A 15,162-nucleotide genomic window follows, 5' to 3' on the forward strand; every position below is an offset into this window, starting at 1 on the left:
AAATCAACAATAATAAATATTGTAACATTAAAAGTGTCCTTCGTCTAGAATTATAATATCCACACGCCTGTTATACGCCCTACCTTCAGGCGTATCGTTTGAAAACTTTGGTCTGGTGTCTGCATAACCGGCAACAGAAAAAACATTTTCCTTTACTCCATAATCGGCAAGATAATGAAGAACATTAACAGCTCTTGCAGCAGAAAGTTCCCAATTGCTAGGAAATTTTGACGATTCAGGTACAGGAATATTGTCTGTGTGCCCTTCTATACGGAATCTGCGCCCTTTTAATTCATCTGATTTAAAAAAATCTGCAAGTCTAAGCAAAGTTTCTCGAGTATCGTTTATGTTCAAATCAGCCTTTCCTTCATCAAAAAAATTATCAGAAAGAAGAGTGATTATAAGTCCGCGTTCATCACTTGTAATTGTAATTCTATTAGATTTTACATCGGGGGCAAAAAGGCTTACTGCTTTTTTCCTTGCAAGCCCTAGAGACCTTCCTTTTTCCATAGACGGAAGGGAGTTTATATTGTTGCCTAAATCAGAAAGTTGACCCGCAGACAACGACATGCCGCCGGAAGTAGTCTCTGTTTCTGTCATCTGCAAACTTTGAGTGATTGTCGCCATTTGAGTAACATCTACCTCAGAAGGATTGTACAGCATTACAAAGAAGCACAACATAAGGGTGATCATGTCACCGTATGTACCTTGCCAGGCCGTTGATGGTTTTTCAGGGGTTTTAGTAGTTTTTTTTCCCATTTTTTATTTAAACCTTAAATATAAAATTAATCTTTCAAAACATCAGCTTCAATTGCTTTTCTTGTAACAGGATCAAGATAAGTAAGAAGTTTTTGAGCCATAATTCGAGGGTTTTCTCCGGCTTGAATAGCAAGTACACCTTCTATGATCATTTCCTTTGTGCGCATTTCCATACTGTTGTGTGCAAGTAGTTTTGTAGAAAAAGGAGCGATTAACCAGTTTGCCATCATGGAACCGTACAGGGTTGTAATCAAAGCAACAGCCATGTTAGGACCAAGAGATGATTTATCTTCAAGGTTGCGAAGCATACCGATAAGACCTACTACAGTACCCATCATACCAAAACCGGGAGCAAATCCAGACCATGTATTTATGATACCGATCCATTCCATGTGACGAGCTTCAACTTGGTTCATTTCATTTTCCATTATTGAACGAATTATATTGCCGTCAGTTCCATCTACAACAAGGCGAAGACCCATTTTCATAAACGGATCTTCAAGGTCATCAAGTCCATCTTCCAAAGCAAGAATACCTTCTCGACGAGCTTTTTCAGAAAGAGCTTGCATATTTATTACAATATTTTTTTCACCGAAATCAGGAATTTTAAATGCACGCCCCATAACCTTGAACATTCCAAGAACTTTTTTTAACGGGCATGCAATGAACATAGCAAAGTATGAACCGCCAATTGTCATCGCCACAGAAGGAATATCGATAATCCCCCCCAAAGAACCACCAGAAGTGATAACTGAGATGCTAATCATGGCAGCACCACCCACAATACCAATAATCGAAGCTATATCCATTATAAGACCTCTTGTCGATCAACACCGATATTTTTTCGGTATTCAATAATTTTTTTTATTAAATCTTCTGGGGAATTTTTGACAATGATTTTACGACCCGACAACATCGTTAATGTTAAATCGGGAGTAGTTTCCATACTTTCAATCATGTGCGGGTTCACCCAATATTTTTTCCCATCTAACCGCATTACATCAATCATAGGATTTCCGATTTTTTAAAATTTTACACTATAATTATAATCGTATTTTTTTATATTTCAATTACATTTTTTAATAAGTAGTGCATTTTTTTATCATATTTCTTCAAGAAATGAATTTAAAAACAAAATTCCTTCAGAATTAAGGCGATAAACAACATCTTGATCAATGTTTAGCACATCGCATAAACCTTTTTTTTGCCATTTTTTTGCAGCACAGACAAAACTTTTCGGAAGATTTTGCCCAAAAATCTTTTTAAATTGAACTGATGATATCCCTGAAAGTTTTCTCATCCCCATCATAAAAAACTCAAAAATCGACGTCCGGATATCAATTGTTTCTACAGTCTCAAACTCCCGTTCTATATCATCTGTTTTGATAAAAGCATTTTCAGAAAAATTATTCCAAACATCTATATATTTTTTAAGATTTTTCGTGTTTGTCCATCGGACACCGCATCCATCTTCATTGTAAAAAGTACCTGTTGCCCCGCTTCCACATCCTATATAGCTTTGATGATTCCAATATTTCATGTTGTGTCTGCATTCAAAACCTTGTTTTGCAAAATTTGAAACTTCATATTGCTCATACCTTTTTTTTTCAAGGATTTTGCGCGAGTAAAGCCAAAGTTCATCTGAAAAATCAAAATCGTAATCAATTTTGCCTTCATCTAATGCACTACAAAACGGAGTATTTTTTTCAAAAGTAAGGGAATACATAGAGATGTGGTCAGGTGTATAATCGCACACAGTTTGAATCGTTTTTGTAAAAGTTTCAACAGTTTCAAATGGAAGCCCGCATATTAAATCGATTGAGATATTTTTTTTCCAGTTGTCTTTCAAAACGTTTAATGCATTTAAATTTGCGTTTGTGTCTGCCCTGCGAAAAACGTACTCAAGTGATTTTTCATTCATCGTTTGAATGCCACAAGAAATTCTGTTGATTCCGACTTTCGAGTATAAATCTAGCAAGTTTACATTTATATCGTCCGGATTTGTTTCTATAGTTACTTCGCTATCTGAAAGCGCCAAAGATTTATCTCTAAAAACTGAAAAAATTCTTATAAGTTGATTTTCTTTTAGCAAACTGGGAGTTCCGCCACCGATGTAGAGAGTATCAATGGAAGAAACATCGTATTTTTTTATGCGGTATTTTATTTCACTGCAAAGAGCGTCTACAAAATTGTCAGGGACGAGCGTTTTACCGCACCGAACACTGTAAAAATCGCAGTAACTGCATTTAGAAATACAATACGGAATATGAATATAAAAAGACGCTTTTTCCAATCTATTTTTTAATAAACCCTAAACTTATTAAATGGGAAATAGCACAGCAGTGCACGTGCAGCGATATCACTTTTCTTTACCATTCCCCACAAACGAGAATCGTCTGATGATTTTCTATTATCCGCTAACACAAAATATTCATCATCTGCCAATGTAACTTCTCCAAACGCTCCTTTTACTCCGATGTCGCTTTCCCAGTCTGAAGTTGCTGTAAAAAACGTCACATTATACGCTTTCTTTGTCGTCTCAAATTCTGTCAAAAAATGTTTTTCACCGGCAGGCTTAATATACAAAACATAGTCGCGCATATATATCGTATCTCCGGGAATTGCAACGATTCGCCGTAAATGAGATTTTGTTGACGGTTTTAAAGCGCTTTCATCTGGATTTATTTGTTGTCCTGTAAACAACTTCACAATTTTTATACAAAGGATGTGAAATTTACCGAATTTCAGATTGTTTCTTGGTTTCATCAAAACGACATCACCGCGATTCATAGATTTCATCGCAGGAGAAACCATAATAAAAGAATTAGAAGGAACGTCTGGAATCATTGAAACTGATTTTTGATTTACTGGATAGAAAAAAAATGAAAGGATAACGTTTATAAATATACAAAGAAAAATAAAAAACAATATCCACGAGCTGATTTTTCTCTGATTTTCTTTTTTTAATTGGTATGAAAACTGAACTAATTTCTGACTCACTTTTATTTTCCTGTATTTTCATAAAATATCATAAAGATTGCTTACTTTCAACTTATCTTGTAATCAATTAATGTATAGTTTATAATAATCGAGTATGTCGGACAGAAAAGTCATAGCAGAAAACAGAAAAGCCGGATTTGACTACTTTATTGAAGAGCGTTACGAATGCGGAATTGCTCTTGAAGGAACAGAAGTAAAATCCGTAAAAAACGGGAATATCTCGTTTCCCGATTCATTCGCCGAGATAATCAACGGAGAAGTCTGGGTAAAAAACTTTCACATTTCAGAATATTCTTTTTCTTCTGTTTTTAATCACAACCCTGACAGACCGAAAAAATTGCTTTTGCACAGAGAAGAGATAAAAAAATTGACACGAAAAGTCGAAGAAAAAGGCTACACTTTAATTCCGCTCAATTTTTATCTAAAAGATGGACTTGTAAAAATGACTCTAGGCGTTTGCAAAGGTAAAAAACAATTTGATAAAAAAGCTGCAATAAAAGACCGCGATGTTCAGCGCGAAATACAGCGAGAATTCTCGAATAGATTGCGAGGATGATTTTTATATAAGGTTTGGGTTTAGTTGAAAATAAATGTAAAATATTTTAAGACAGCTCTATTTTCACTTATATTTTTTTTGGGAAACTCTTTATTTGCTCAAACTTTTTATATCGACTATTACGGGATTGTCTCTGAAGATCTCGATTCAAATATGTCAAAAATGACAAGCGATCTGTACTTCACTCAACTTTCAGAAATCAACAATTTTTCAGTTTCCGATAAAAGAACCGCTTCAGTCCAATCTTCGCCACCTGATTTTTCATCTTTATCAAAAAGTGCCCTTTCATTTTATACAACAATAAAAAAAGATGCCAATTCTGAAAAATGGAATGCAATTTTTCATGTTATTGACAAAGCAAAAAATGAAGAACATTCACAAAACAAACAATATGATTCTTTTTATAAAATACTGATGGAACCAAAAAACACTCTTCAGGAAACTATAAGACTGTTAATCGAAAATAAAAGTGAAATAAAAACAGCATCGGCAAATGAAAATACAAAAGAAAAAAATCAGCCGGACAAAGACTTTTCAATAAAAATAAAAATTGACTCAACAGAAAACTTATCAGGAACGTGGAATTCAATAGACAGCAATATAAATAAAATTGTAATTTTGAGAGGCGGTCGCGGTTTTGTGATTTTCAAAAATGGAGCCTCAATGAATATCTCTGTGGAATTGAGCAACACAAACAACCAGAAAATAATCATCACACAAAAAGGTCGTTCAAACGCTTCTTTTTATCCAGAGCTTCCGCGCAATGTCGCTCTTGCAGCCGCAGTTTCCGCTCCTCCGATAACATGGACGCTCAACGTAATAGATTCGAACACTCTTATCGGAAATAAAAATTCGCTCGGTCCTGATGGGGATTCTTACAAAGAAACTTCGACAGATGACAAATGGATAAAGATAAATTAAATCTGCTGTAGATCGTAGATAGGGATTCCTGTCACTATCGGCTTTTTATTTTTAGAAGTTGTTATGTTTCCGCAATTGATGTCATAGAGAATAAAAATTACAAGTATACCAAAGAAAAAAAATATACCGATTATTTTGCAAGTTTTTTCAGAAATATATTCAGCTTCCTGATGGCGCAGCACAGTTCCAATGTCATATAACGTTGTCTGTGCAGGTTTTAATCCTTTCACTTTTACGAGTTTTTCGCCGTCGCTGACGTAATCAAGTTTACGAGCGTAAGCCGCAATCACAGCTTTGTCGTTTTGGAGAGCAGTCAATTCAAGTGCAAGTTCGCTATTTATATTTTGAATTTCAGAACAACGTATACTGATAAGTCTTTTCTGTTCTTCCATTTTTGAATAACAGCGAAAGCTGTTTTGCCCAAATAAAACAGAAAATAATACGTAAACTAAAACACTAAAAAATATAACAAACAAATATTTAGCGCGTTTCATAATATAAATTGATTATCGGCAACGATTTCTATTTTCTGAAAGAAAAAGTTATGTTATAATACGTATACTTTCTATTTAACAACACAGATAAGAATTTTATCTAAATTTTTAGAATATTTATTCCGATAATTTAAATGAATATTTTTATCTCAATGAGAGGAATTTTATGGGTAAATCTGACGATAATACAAATGAACTTGAAAGTTACGGTGTCTGGGTAAAAAACTCAACTGAAAATGACAAAATTTTTGACAACGAAGAAAATAAAACAGATGATTTGACTTTAGATGACGGAACTTTAGATTTACCGGACTTTGATGATTCTGACTTTTCGGATATGTTTAAAGATGATTCACAATTTTCGACAGAGACTAAAATAGATATTTTTGATACTGGCAGCACAACTCTCAGCACTGATGAACTTACAAATATAACAGAAAATGAAGATGTATCAGTTGAACAAGTTGAGACACCGCTAAAAGAACATGATGAAAAAATAGACGACAGCGATGTAGACGTAACCGATACAATTTCAGATTCATCTGAAGTTGAGTTAGATGATTTTGATACATATTTGGAAGACACCAACTCTTCTGATGAGCCGGTAGCAGAAGAAGCAGACGAAGAAGAAAACAAAGAAGAAGAAAGCGGGCACAAAACAGACTCGTTTGATTTAGACGAAGTCACAGAAACTACAGACTCAATTGACACTGCAGCAGAAGATACAGAAGAAGACAATGCAGAAGAAGACAATGCAGAAGAAGAGATTTCTCTTGACGACTTTATGGATGGAGGTTTTTCTGATGAATCTGTTGCCTCAGGAAACAATGGATATGAAGCTGGAAATGAGCCTGTCTCAACAGAGAGTGAAACCGAAGAACTTTCTCTTGACGACTTTATGGACGACGATTCATTTTCATCTGCACCTGATTCTCCTAAAGAAGACAATACAATTGAAGACGAACCTCCTCTTGATATGGACATATCGTTTGATGATTCGGAAGATGAAATAAAAACAGAAGACAGTATCATAGACGATGACTCTTATGAAAATATGGATACTGCCGATGACATCGAAAGCACAGAAAGTTCTGAACCCCAAGAAAGCTCTGCGACAGAAACAGAAGTTCCTTTTGATGATTTTGCAAACGAAACAGTAAATATGGAATCAGATGATGGTTCGACAGAAGAAATCGACCTTTCTGACTTCGGTATCGATGCAAATGCAGAAGAAATTCCGATTACACAAGATGTTGAAGCTTCTAAAGCAAAAGATAAAATTATCGATTATGACCTTTCTGTAGGAGATGAAGACACAGCTTCCGCCCCTGTTGTAAATGAAGTTAAACAAACAGACGAGCAGCCTTCAAAAACTGCTGAATCTGAAAAAACGACAAAAGTCGATAATTCGCTCCTTGAACAAATTGTTTCAGAACTTTCAAGCTTAAAAAATGAAATGAATGTTTTGAAGAAAAACATCGAAGACATAAAATCGGAAGAGCACGCATCAAAACAAGAATTTTCTGAAAAAGAAAACGATGACACATCTGAAGAAAAAAATGAAGGCGGTTTTTTCAGTTCCGATGATGAAGACGACACAATTGCGTTGTCAGGCGATGAATTGAACAATATTTTCAATACTGCGGATTTTGGTCCGGTTGAAGATGTCTCTACAGGAAAAACACCGAATGTTGAAGATAGCAATGAGGAGCCTCTCGCTGCAGAACCAGTCGGCGAAGATTCGGAAATTGACGATGACATTAAAGATCTCAACACAATTGATGAGCCTGTAATTGATGCAACAACAATTTCCGAAGACGAAAAATTCATTGACCAGACATCCGACGCAAATACAGAAATTGAAGATGCTCCTGTCTTTGATTCTGACGATTCCGATACACAAAATGATATAGATTTCAAATTTTCAGATGAAAATCTTGAAGAACCGGAAATCGATGAAACGACAGTAGAAAGCAACATAGAAGATTTTGAAGAAGACGCCGAAGATTTACCGAGTGAAATTTCAATTCAAAAAGATGATGACATGTTTGTCGAATCTAATTCTTCTGATTTTATGGATTCCGTAAAAGATAGTACAGAAACTTTTAATCAGGAAGAACAGACAGAGATAGTTGATACTGAAGACATTCCAGAGGCTCTTCCTGAAGATGCAGTTGAAGAAAATGCCGAAAGAACTGAAGAAAACGGCATTGATGACAGCGATAAAAAAGATGACGAAAACAGTTCGGATGACGACATCCCTACTGTAGACAAACTGCTCTCTTCCGACTCGGAGAAACGACCAAGTGAAGAGACTGTAACTGTTGACGAAGAACAAGCAGAACCTGTCATTGAAGAGACTTCGGTCGATATCCCTGAGAGCGACGATACGGAAGATGACTTTTTAGAAGTTGATAATCTTGATAACAACCTTACAGACAGCAATATCAATTTTCTTTCTGCAGAAAGAGCTTCAGATGAAAACGATTCATCTGAAGCAAAAGCCGACAATTCTGACCTTAAGCAGGATATAAAATCAGTTCTTCTTTACATGGATCAGTTGCTCGAAAATCTCCCTGAAGAAAAGATTATTGAATTTGCTAAATCAGATGAATTTGTAACTTACAAAAAATTGTTCAATGAATTAGGTTTGAACTAATGGGGTTGCTCACAAAGGCCAGTCTTCTTGAATTAGAAGACGGTCTTTCTTTTTTTGAACTGATTAGTAAACATTCTCTTAAAATCTGTGCCGTTTTTGACAAAGTTTGTGATAAATATTTTATATCTGACAGCATTGGTTTTGACTTCGATTCTATAATCTCTTCATTTTCAACTGTTGATTTTTGGAACGGCATCTGCCCAAAAACAGAAATGATATATAGTTTTTCTGCTGATGAAAATTCAATCTCCCCTTTTTTGCAATTTTTTTCTTTTGAAATCAAAGATGACATAACATCTGTTTCAGTCTATAAAAACAAATGCGACGACAAGATAATCGTCTGCTGCAACAAAAAACTCGATGATAAAATTATTTCCGACTTTCAGCAAACTTTAAAAAATAGTTCAAAAAATATTTTGCTTCCCCAAAAAAATCAACCAAATCATTCTTTTTTTATGTTTAAAATACACTTAAGCGAAGCTGTAAATAATTTTATAAATCAAAAATTTTCAAGCCATGACGATATCAAAACTCTAGCAAAGAAAGCGCTTGAAAATGAAATAAAAAACAGATTGAGTTGCTTTTTTGAAAAACCCGGAATCTCAGTCGAAAATAATAAAAACATTCTTGCAGTTTTTTCATTGCAGTCAGATTTTCCGTCAACCTTACTGATATCACACATTGTTGAAAACTACAAAGACGTATCAGCTACTTTGGCAAAATCATTAAAAATTGATTTTATCGGTAAAACAGATTCTTTTGATGAAGTTTCAGCTTTTCTAAAGGTGGAATAATTTTGGAAGTTTTATTTCAAAATGCAAAAAACGGCGAGAAGACAGCTTCAGTAAACGGACTGTTTATAAATTCATCATACAATCCATCAAAAGAAGCAGAGCGCTTTATAGAGCAGCTGCAAATATCTTGGATTCCGCTTATTTTTTTTATACTTGAACCAGGGATTCCATATATTTTGTCTTTTTTAAAAGAGAAATTTCCTTCTTCAAAGTTTTGTGTAATTCACTTTTCCAGCGATTTTAGCGATTACGATTTTCAATATGACTTTGTTCTCAACGCATTCGAATTTGATTTTGAAAAAAAACTTGTAAACTCATTCAGCGAAGAGCTGCTGCTCAGTTCATTTTTTTTAAACTGGGTTCCTTCTTCAAAAATATATTCAAAAATATGTGAAGAAACAAATATAATAATAAAAAAAACACTCGAACGCTCTAAAACTCTATTGATAACGCGCCAGTATTTTGAAAAAAAATGGCTCATAAACGCATGCAATTTTATCAGATATATAAAAAAACCGCTTTTTTTAAATTCAAAAATCGACAAAAACATATTGATAATTTCGTCTGGACCAAGCCTTTTTGATTCGATTGAATTGATAAAAAAATACCGTCAGATTTTTTACATCATCTGTCTTTCTTCTGCAATAACAGTTTGCCTTCACAACGATATTATTCCTGATTTGTGCCTTTCTACAGACGGAGGATATTGGGCTGGCGAACACCTGAAAAAATTAAACAAAAAAAATATTCCATTAGCACTGCCTTCAGAATCATTTTGCAAAAAGAATATACTGACCGGCAATAAAATTTTGCCGCTTGATTACGGAGATGGGCTTTCTTCAAAGCTGTTAGAAGATTCCGGCATTAAATTTGCAAAAGCCGAACGGAATGGGACAGTCAGCGGAACAGCACTTTGCTTTGCATTAGCAAACAGCGATAAAGATATCTTTTTTTGCGGACTCGATATGTCAAACCAAAAAGGGAGGCAACACTGCTATCCGAATGAAATCGAAGATAATAATTGTTTAACAGATAATTTTTTAATGTCTTTTGAACTGCGTTCTGTTCAAAGTGAATATTCAAAAGGAAGCCTAGACATATATAAATCGTGGTTTGAAAACTTTGATTTAAAAGGACGAAATGTATATCGAATCATCGAAGAAAAATATAAAAAAAACAGTCTTGGGCAGGTAAAAGACATAAACCGCTCCCAGTTTGAATATGCAGCAAAAGACATTTATTCAAAAAAAATAACGTCGGAAAATAAAGAAGTTTTGACGCATCAGAGCGCCGAAAAAGACTTCCCAAAAATAATAAAAAAAATCAATTTAATTTTTGATTCAAAAGAAACGATAAAACAGCTTTTTCCTCTCGACTACACTGTACTTCTTCATCAGCCTGATTCTGTAGAACTCAAGACGAAAATTGAAAAAGAAACAGCACAATTATCTGCGAAAATACGGAAAATATTCGATGAGTATATATAAATCTATAGAAACTGCAAAAAATGGAACTCAAATACCTGTTTTTCAAAGCGGAAAAACAATGGAATCAAGATATAATCCTGAAAGGGACGCAGAAAATATCTGCAAATCTCTAAACAAAAATTATAATTTTTTCTTGGTTACTGGAATCGGGAGCGGTATTTTAATAAAAAAACTTTCAGAATCATACCCGAATGCAAAAATCATCTGTTTTGAAATTTCAGAAGATGATGTATTTTTTCTAAAACAGCTTCCGGTTATAAAAAAATTATCCGAGAATAAAAATATTTTTTTTGAAAATCTTGCGTCTCTGCCACAGGCTATTCTTGACAATTATCTTCCGGCAAAATATGGAGAATTGAAAATAATAGAACAGAAAAACTGGCTTCAAGAAAATGCTACTTTTATTCCGCAAATTCAAAAAACAATAAACTGTGCAATCGGTCTCGTTTCGGCAGATTATTCTGTGCAGTCTCATTTTGGAAAAATATGGCAGACAAACATAATCAACAATTTAAAACTGATGTCAAAAATGTCGGAAGATGAAATAGCTAAAGTAAACAGTTTTTCTATCGATGAGAAAAAAACTGCTGCCATAGTCGCTGCAGGACCTTCTTTAGATAAAACAATTGCACAATTGAAAGATAACAATGAGCTTTTTATCATTTCCACAGATACTGCATATCAGACTTTGATTAAAAATGATATTCGCCCTGATGTAGTTATTTCTATTGACGGTCAGAGCGTTTCCTATAACCATTTTTGCACCTCAATCATTTCTTCTAAAACGATATTTGCATTTGACTTGTGCAGTAATTTTTCTGCCGCAAAATACATTTTTAATAAACACGGAAAAGTTTCATTTTTTATAAGCGGACACCCTTTGAGCTCTTTTGCTAATATCTTTTGCGGATCACAATTTCCATTCTTATTTTCTGGTTCGGGAACTGTGACTATTTCCGCAATAGATTTTGCCGTGAAATCAGGATTTAAGAATATAAAAATTTATGGAGCAGACTTCGCTTATTCAAAAGGTAAATCGTACGCAAAAGGAACGTATCTTGAAAAGCTAAACGATTTTTCGTCCGACAAAATAAAAACAAATGAATTCTATTACAGCAAGTTGATGTACAGGACAAAACTTGTGCAAAAAGACGGCATGACATCGACAGATATATTAAACGCTTACAAAACGTCGATGGAAAAATATCTTCTTGAGAGGAACATTTTATTTGAATTGAAGAACAACGTGTATAATCTGAAAAACAGTTTCTGTAAAAAAAATGATTGCGTTAAAAGTTTTAAGTTTAATTACAGCGACTTTATAGAACTGATAAAAAAAACTGCGCCAGAACAGCTAGAAACTCCACTGCTTCCTTACATCGCATGGCTAAGAAAAGGAATTGACAACAACGATTTTGCTGCATGGAAATTCTTAAATCTTGCATACTCTTCTATTGTCAGCTATAATTAAACACATGAAAAATCGATTTATCATTATTTACAGTGTGTTCGCTTCATTAATTTTTGTCTTTTCCATCTGTTTTTTCGGATATAATCTTTACAGCGAATATTCATTCAATCAAAACAGAGCTGAAAAAAAATATAAATACTTGGTTACAACTGTTGATAGAGCGTTTTCAAATCAAGAACAGACATCGGAACAGGCTTTGATTTCAATAAAAAAAATGATTGGAGATGGAGCTGATTTTTCATATATTGAGATTAGAGAAGATAATAATTCGATTCTCCTCTACCCGACCGGAACAAAAAAAAAAGAAACTGAATCAAAACTGACAAAACCTTTTCAGTCATTGATTAAAATCAACGATACATATTACAAAATCGCTGCAAATATCTATCTTATAAAACCATCATCTGTTTATTATTACGCGAGAACGTCGTTCCTCATCGTTTTAATCATCACAGTTATCACAATCATAATGATTGTTTACATCGGCATGACCGAATCAAAATCGGAATTTGAGAATGAAGAGGAAAAAAATGATCAGCTATCTGAAGAAAATAAATATGCGGATTCAGATGAAGATTATTTAAAAGATGATGAAAATGCAACTATCGATTTGAATGATGAACAGTCAATTTCAGATAAAAACGACGATATGCAAACAGAAGCGACAAGTGAAACTGCAATAGAAACGACAAAAGAGATAGATTGTTTAGAACAAAAACAGGAAGTTGACGAATCGCTTACAAAAACAGAAGATGTTCCGCAATTAAGCTCCGAAAAAACTCAGCAACAATCAGAAGAATATCAACAGCTCGATGAATCTCAACAAAAAGCGGAACTGCCATATGCAGAGGTTGAGCCGCTTGAAATTAAAGAAAACAATTCTCCTTCCGGTTTATTTGATCCTGAAACAGGAATCGGATGGGAATTGTATTTGATGACACGCCTCGATAACGAGATAGACAGGGCTATAGCATCTGAAATCGACCTATCTATCTTTGTTATAAAAATCTCTGGGGAAAATCACTCTACAGAAAAGTTTAAAAATGTTTGTAATTATCTTTCGATTCAGTTTCAGTTCAAAGATTTGATTTTTGAATACAAAGATGACTGTATTGTGTGCATAAAACTGAGCACAGATATAGAAGAGGCCTTGATTTTTGCAGATAAAATTTACGAAGATATTTCTGACATGATTGAAAAAGATAGATGCAACATCGGGATTTCGTCTCGTTCAATCAGGATTGTATCTGGTGAAAGGATTTTGCTTGAAGCAACACAAGCGCTTGAACATTCTTTAAGAGAAAAAGACTCTCCTGTAATTGCATTTAAAGTCGATTCTGAAAAATACAGGAAGTTTCTTGAACAAAATTAAGAAACAGGAGCCTGATTTTCAGTCTTCACTTCACCTTTTAGCTTCTTATAAGATTCCTCAAATCTTTCAATATTCTTGCTGTCTGCAAAATCTGTCTTGAGAGTTTCCATCAGTGAAATATAAAGCTCTTCATTTTTTTTAAAGTTTTTTTCATCAGCAAGAATAACCGCTATATAATTTTCAAGAAACTGCGAATTTTCCGGTTGTTCTTCTACAAGGAGCTTGTAAGATTCTTTTGCATTTTTATAATTGCCCTGCATTGAATAAATATATGCAATGCTTGCTTTTATTGAGGCATTTTTTGGGTCTCGTTTGAGCATTATCTTATACATAGGCAATGCGTCGTCCCATTTAGAAAGATATGAATAACATTTTGCAAGCTTATAAAAAGCTGTCCAATAAAGTTTTTTATTACGCATAGCTTTTTCATAATAATTAGATGCGTTGGAATAATCTTCAAGTTTAAAATAAGTGTCGCCTATGTTTATATATTCCGCATAGATGTTTTGAACTTTTGCATACTCCTGTCCAGGAACAGGAGTTGGGATACTCGCGCATGAAAAAAATACTGCAATTACGAGGACGGTTAATATATTAACCAAGTACAATCTTTTCAATTTCATAGAGCTGAGATTTGTATAAACCTGAAATATTGTGTCCGTAGTCTGCAATCAGCTGAATCATATTTCTTGGAGCATCTTGTGTGTCGCATCCGTTTAGACGATCTCCAGCATCTCCAAGTCCCGGCATTATGTACGCTTTTTCGTTCATCACAGGGTCCATCCAAAGTGTGTAGCAAGTACAGTTTTCAAGCGCTCTAGTTACGCGTATGCTTCCTTTCAAAGTTGAAATTGTATTAAAAAATGAAATAGATTTTGGTTTTACGCCCTGACTTTGAAGATATTTTACTACAGTGACGAGAGAGCCGCCTGTAGCGTTCATCGGGTCGGCAAAAATCAAATCTTTTCCGTCGAGTTGCTCGAGATTAAAAAACGACTTGTTCAAATCCATGATATATTCCATATTTGACTCATTTTTAGTATCGTTGCGTGAAATCTTGAACAAGGCAAATGGAGTTTGGTATTTGTGCGATGAATATGCCTGAATCTCCTTTGACATTATCATGCTCGGTAAAAGCGCTCCACGAAGCATAACGCACATCACGGAATTTTCAATTTTGTGGTCTATATCGGGAATTTTGTGGACAGCGTAGTTCTGAACAGGAAAACGAACTGGAGTTTTTACGAACATGTATCCTTTTTTGTCGCTGTGTTGATCAATATATGCCATTTTAAAAAGCATTTCGTATGCACGTTGACTGTAATACATAAATTCTTGATGATCTGTATTTTCATCTCGGAGTTTTGAAATCACTCGTGAACATTCTGCGTGAGCACTTTCTTCTGTTACAAAAGAAAATACTTTGATGTTTGGATGTTTTGCACAGATATTCTGCATTTCATGCCCGAGCTTGTCGTAGCCTTCAATAACCTTTTTTTTGTCGAGCGGCTCAAAGTATTTCATAGTTTCTTTGAACATAGCGTCAAGTTTGTGAAGATCTGCGCTGTCTTCCGCAGTCAAATAACCATCTAAGTCTTCAGCTTTAAGAATGATTTTGTTATCTGTCATATAATTCCCCTTTATATAAT

15 protein-coding genes are annotated in these 15,162 nt (G+C 34.4%); 7 read left to right on the top strand and 8 right to left on the bottom strand.

Annotated features, from left to right (window positions below):
- Positions 1-27 precede the first annotated feature (27 nt).
- The 5 genes from motB to lepB form a co-directional block, all read right to left on the bottom strand.
- On the bottom strand, positions 28-759 hold the full coding sequence (gene motB / locus H9I37_RS06825; RefSeq protein WP_187381704.1) for a flagellar motor protein MotB: 732 nt from the start codon (positions 757-759) through the stop codon (positions 28-30).
- A 26-nt stretch (positions 760-785) separates the two neighbouring features.
- A complete protein-coding gene (locus H9I37_RS06830) occupies positions 786-1,568 on the bottom strand; it encodes a motility protein A (protein WP_187381705.1) in 783 nt (260 codons plus the stop codon).
- The gene (locus tag H9I37_RS06835) at positions 1,568-1,768 is read right to left on the bottom strand and encodes a flagellar FlbD family protein (RefSeq protein ID WP_187381706.1); all 201 of its coding nucleotides are present in this window, start codon (positions 1,766-1,768) and stop codon (positions 1,568-1,570) included. Before H9I37_RS06835 ends, H9I37_RS06830 begins: the two co-directional genes overlap by 1 nt.
- A 93-nt stretch (positions 1,769-1,861) precedes the next feature.
- The gene (gene hemW / locus H9I37_RS06840) at positions 1,862-3,052 is read right to left on the bottom strand and encodes a radical SAM family heme chaperone HemW (RefSeq protein ID WP_187381707.1); all 1,191 of its coding nucleotides are present in this window, start codon (positions 3,050-3,052) and stop codon (positions 1,862-1,864) included.
- Positions 3,053-3,060: 8 nt separating this feature from the next.
- Positions 3,061-3,759, bottom strand: coding sequence for a signal peptidase I (gene lepB / locus H9I37_RS06845; RefSeq protein ID WP_187381708.1), 699 nt, complete (start codon positions 3,757-3,759; stop codon positions 3,061-3,063).
- A gap of 94 nt (positions 3,760-3,853) precedes the next feature.
- Here lepB and smpB point away from each other — a divergent pair, with 94 nt between their 5' ends.
- Together smpB and H9I37_RS06855 are read left to right on the top strand one after the other, a co-directional pair.
- Complete coding sequence (gene smpB, locus H9I37_RS06850; protein WP_187381709.1) at positions 3,854-4,315, top strand: SsrA-binding protein SmpB; 462 nt, start codon at positions 3,854-3,856, stop codon at positions 4,313-4,315.
- A 24-nt stretch (positions 4,316-4,339) separates the two neighbouring features.
- On the top strand, positions 4,340-5,236 hold the full coding sequence (locus H9I37_RS06855; protein WP_486389518.1) for a TP0183 family DNA metabolism protein: 897 nt from the start codon (positions 4,340-4,342) through the stop codon (positions 5,234-5,236).
- On the opposite strand, the gene H9I37_RS06860 is transcribed toward H9I37_RS06855, so the two are convergent.
- On the bottom strand, positions 5,233-5,730 hold the full coding sequence (locus H9I37_RS06860) for a septum formation initiator family protein (protein WP_187381711.1): 498 nt from the start codon (positions 5,728-5,730) through the stop codon (positions 5,233-5,235). The genes H9I37_RS06855 and H9I37_RS06860 overlap by 4 nt on opposite strands.
- 166 nt (positions 5,731-5,896) lie before the next feature.
- On the opposite strand from H9I37_RS06860, the gene H9I37_RS06865 reads away from it, so the two are divergent.
- The 5 genes from H9I37_RS06865 to H9I37_RS06885 are packed head-to-tail and all read left to right on the top strand — an operon-like array spanning position 5,897 to position 13,513.
- Positions 5,897-8,389, top strand: coding sequence for a midas domain-containing protein (locus H9I37_RS06865; RefSeq protein WP_187381712.1), 2,493 nt, complete (start codon positions 5,897-5,899; stop codon positions 8,387-8,389).
- The gene (locus tag H9I37_RS06870; RefSeq protein WP_187381713.1) at positions 8,389-9,183 is read left to right on the top strand and encodes a hypothetical protein; all 795 of its coding nucleotides are present in this window, start codon (positions 8,389-8,391) and stop codon (positions 9,181-9,183) included. Before H9I37_RS06865 ends, H9I37_RS06870 begins: the two co-directional genes overlap by 1 nt.
- 2 nt (positions 9,184-9,185) lie before the next feature.
- Positions 9,186-10,670, top strand: coding sequence for a 6-hydroxymethylpterin diphosphokinase MptE-like protein (locus H9I37_RS06875; protein ID WP_187381714.1), 1,485 nt, complete (start codon positions 9,186-9,188; stop codon positions 10,668-10,670).
- The gene (locus tag H9I37_RS06880) at positions 10,657-12,141 is read left to right on the top strand and encodes a 6-hydroxymethylpterin diphosphokinase MptE-like protein (protein WP_187381715.1); all 1,485 of its coding nucleotides are present in this window, start codon (positions 10,657-10,659) and stop codon (positions 12,139-12,141) included. Before H9I37_RS06875 ends, H9I37_RS06880 begins: the two co-directional genes overlap by 14 nt.
- Before the next feature lie 4 nt (positions 12,142-12,145).
- Positions 12,146-13,513, top strand: a complete 1,368-nt coding sequence (locus tag H9I37_RS06885) for a GGDEF domain-containing protein (RefSeq protein ID WP_187381716.1) — start codon at positions 12,146-12,148, stop codon at positions 13,511-13,513.
- Here H9I37_RS06885 and H9I37_RS06890 read toward each other — a convergent pair.
- Positions 13,510-14,121, bottom strand: a complete 612-nt coding sequence (locus H9I37_RS06890; protein WP_187381717.1) for a tetratricopeptide repeat protein — start codon at positions 14,119-14,121, stop codon at positions 13,510-13,512. The genes H9I37_RS06885 and H9I37_RS06890 overlap by 4 nt on opposite strands.
- A complete protein-coding gene (locus H9I37_RS06895; protein WP_187381718.1) occupies positions 14,108-15,142 on the bottom strand; it encodes a uracil phosphoribosyltransferase in 1,035 nt (344 codons plus the stop codon). The genes H9I37_RS06890 and H9I37_RS06895 overlap by 14 nt, the downstream gene beginning before the upstream one ends.
- Positions 15,143-15,162: the final 20 nt, after the last annotated feature.

The organism is Treponema sp. Marseille-Q3903, assembly GCF_014334335.1.
In the GTDB taxonomy this organism is placed as follows: domain Bacteria; phylum Spirochaetota; class Spirochaetia; order Treponematales; family Treponemataceae; genus Treponema_D.

Bases quoted from the DNA above. Each gene is read 5' to 3' on its own strand.
- H9I37_RS06835 (WP_187381706.1), bottom strand. From the start codon at position 1,768: ATGATTGATGTAATGCGGTTAGATGGGAAAAAATATTGGGTGAACCCG.
- H9I37_RS06865 (WP_187381712.1), top strand. From the start codon at position 5,897: ATGGGTAAATCTGACGATAATACAAATGAACTTGAAAGTTACGGTGTC.
- H9I37_RS06885 (WP_187381716.1), top strand. From the start codon at position 12,146: ATGAAAAATCGATTTATCATTATTTACAGTGTGTTCGCTTCATTAATT.
- H9I37_RS06880 (WP_187381715.1), top strand. From the start codon at position 10,657: ATGAGTATATATAAATCTATAGAAACTGCAAAAAATGGAACTCAAATA.
- motB (WP_187381704.1), bottom strand. From the start codon at position 759: ATGGGAAAAAAAACTACTAAAACCCCTGAAAAACCATCAACGGCCTGG.
- smpB (WP_187381709.1), top strand. From the start codon at position 3,854: ATGTCGGACAGAAAAGTCATAGCAGAAAACAGAAAAGCCGGATTTGAC.
- H9I37_RS06895 (WP_187381718.1), bottom strand. From the start codon at position 15,142: ATGACAGATAACAAAATCATTCTTAAAGCTGAAGACTTAGATGGTTAT.
- H9I37_RS06860 (WP_187381711.1), bottom strand. From the start codon at position 5,730: ATGAAACGCGCTAAATATTTGTTTGTTATATTTTTTAGTGTTTTAGTT.
- H9I37_RS06870 (WP_187381713.1), top strand. From the start codon at position 8,389: ATGGGGTTGCTCACAAAGGCCAGTCTTCTTGAATTAGAAGACGGTCTT.
- H9I37_RS06830 (WP_187381705.1), bottom strand. From the start codon at position 1,568: ATGGATATAGCTTCGATTATTGGTATTGTGGGTGGTGCTGCCATGATT.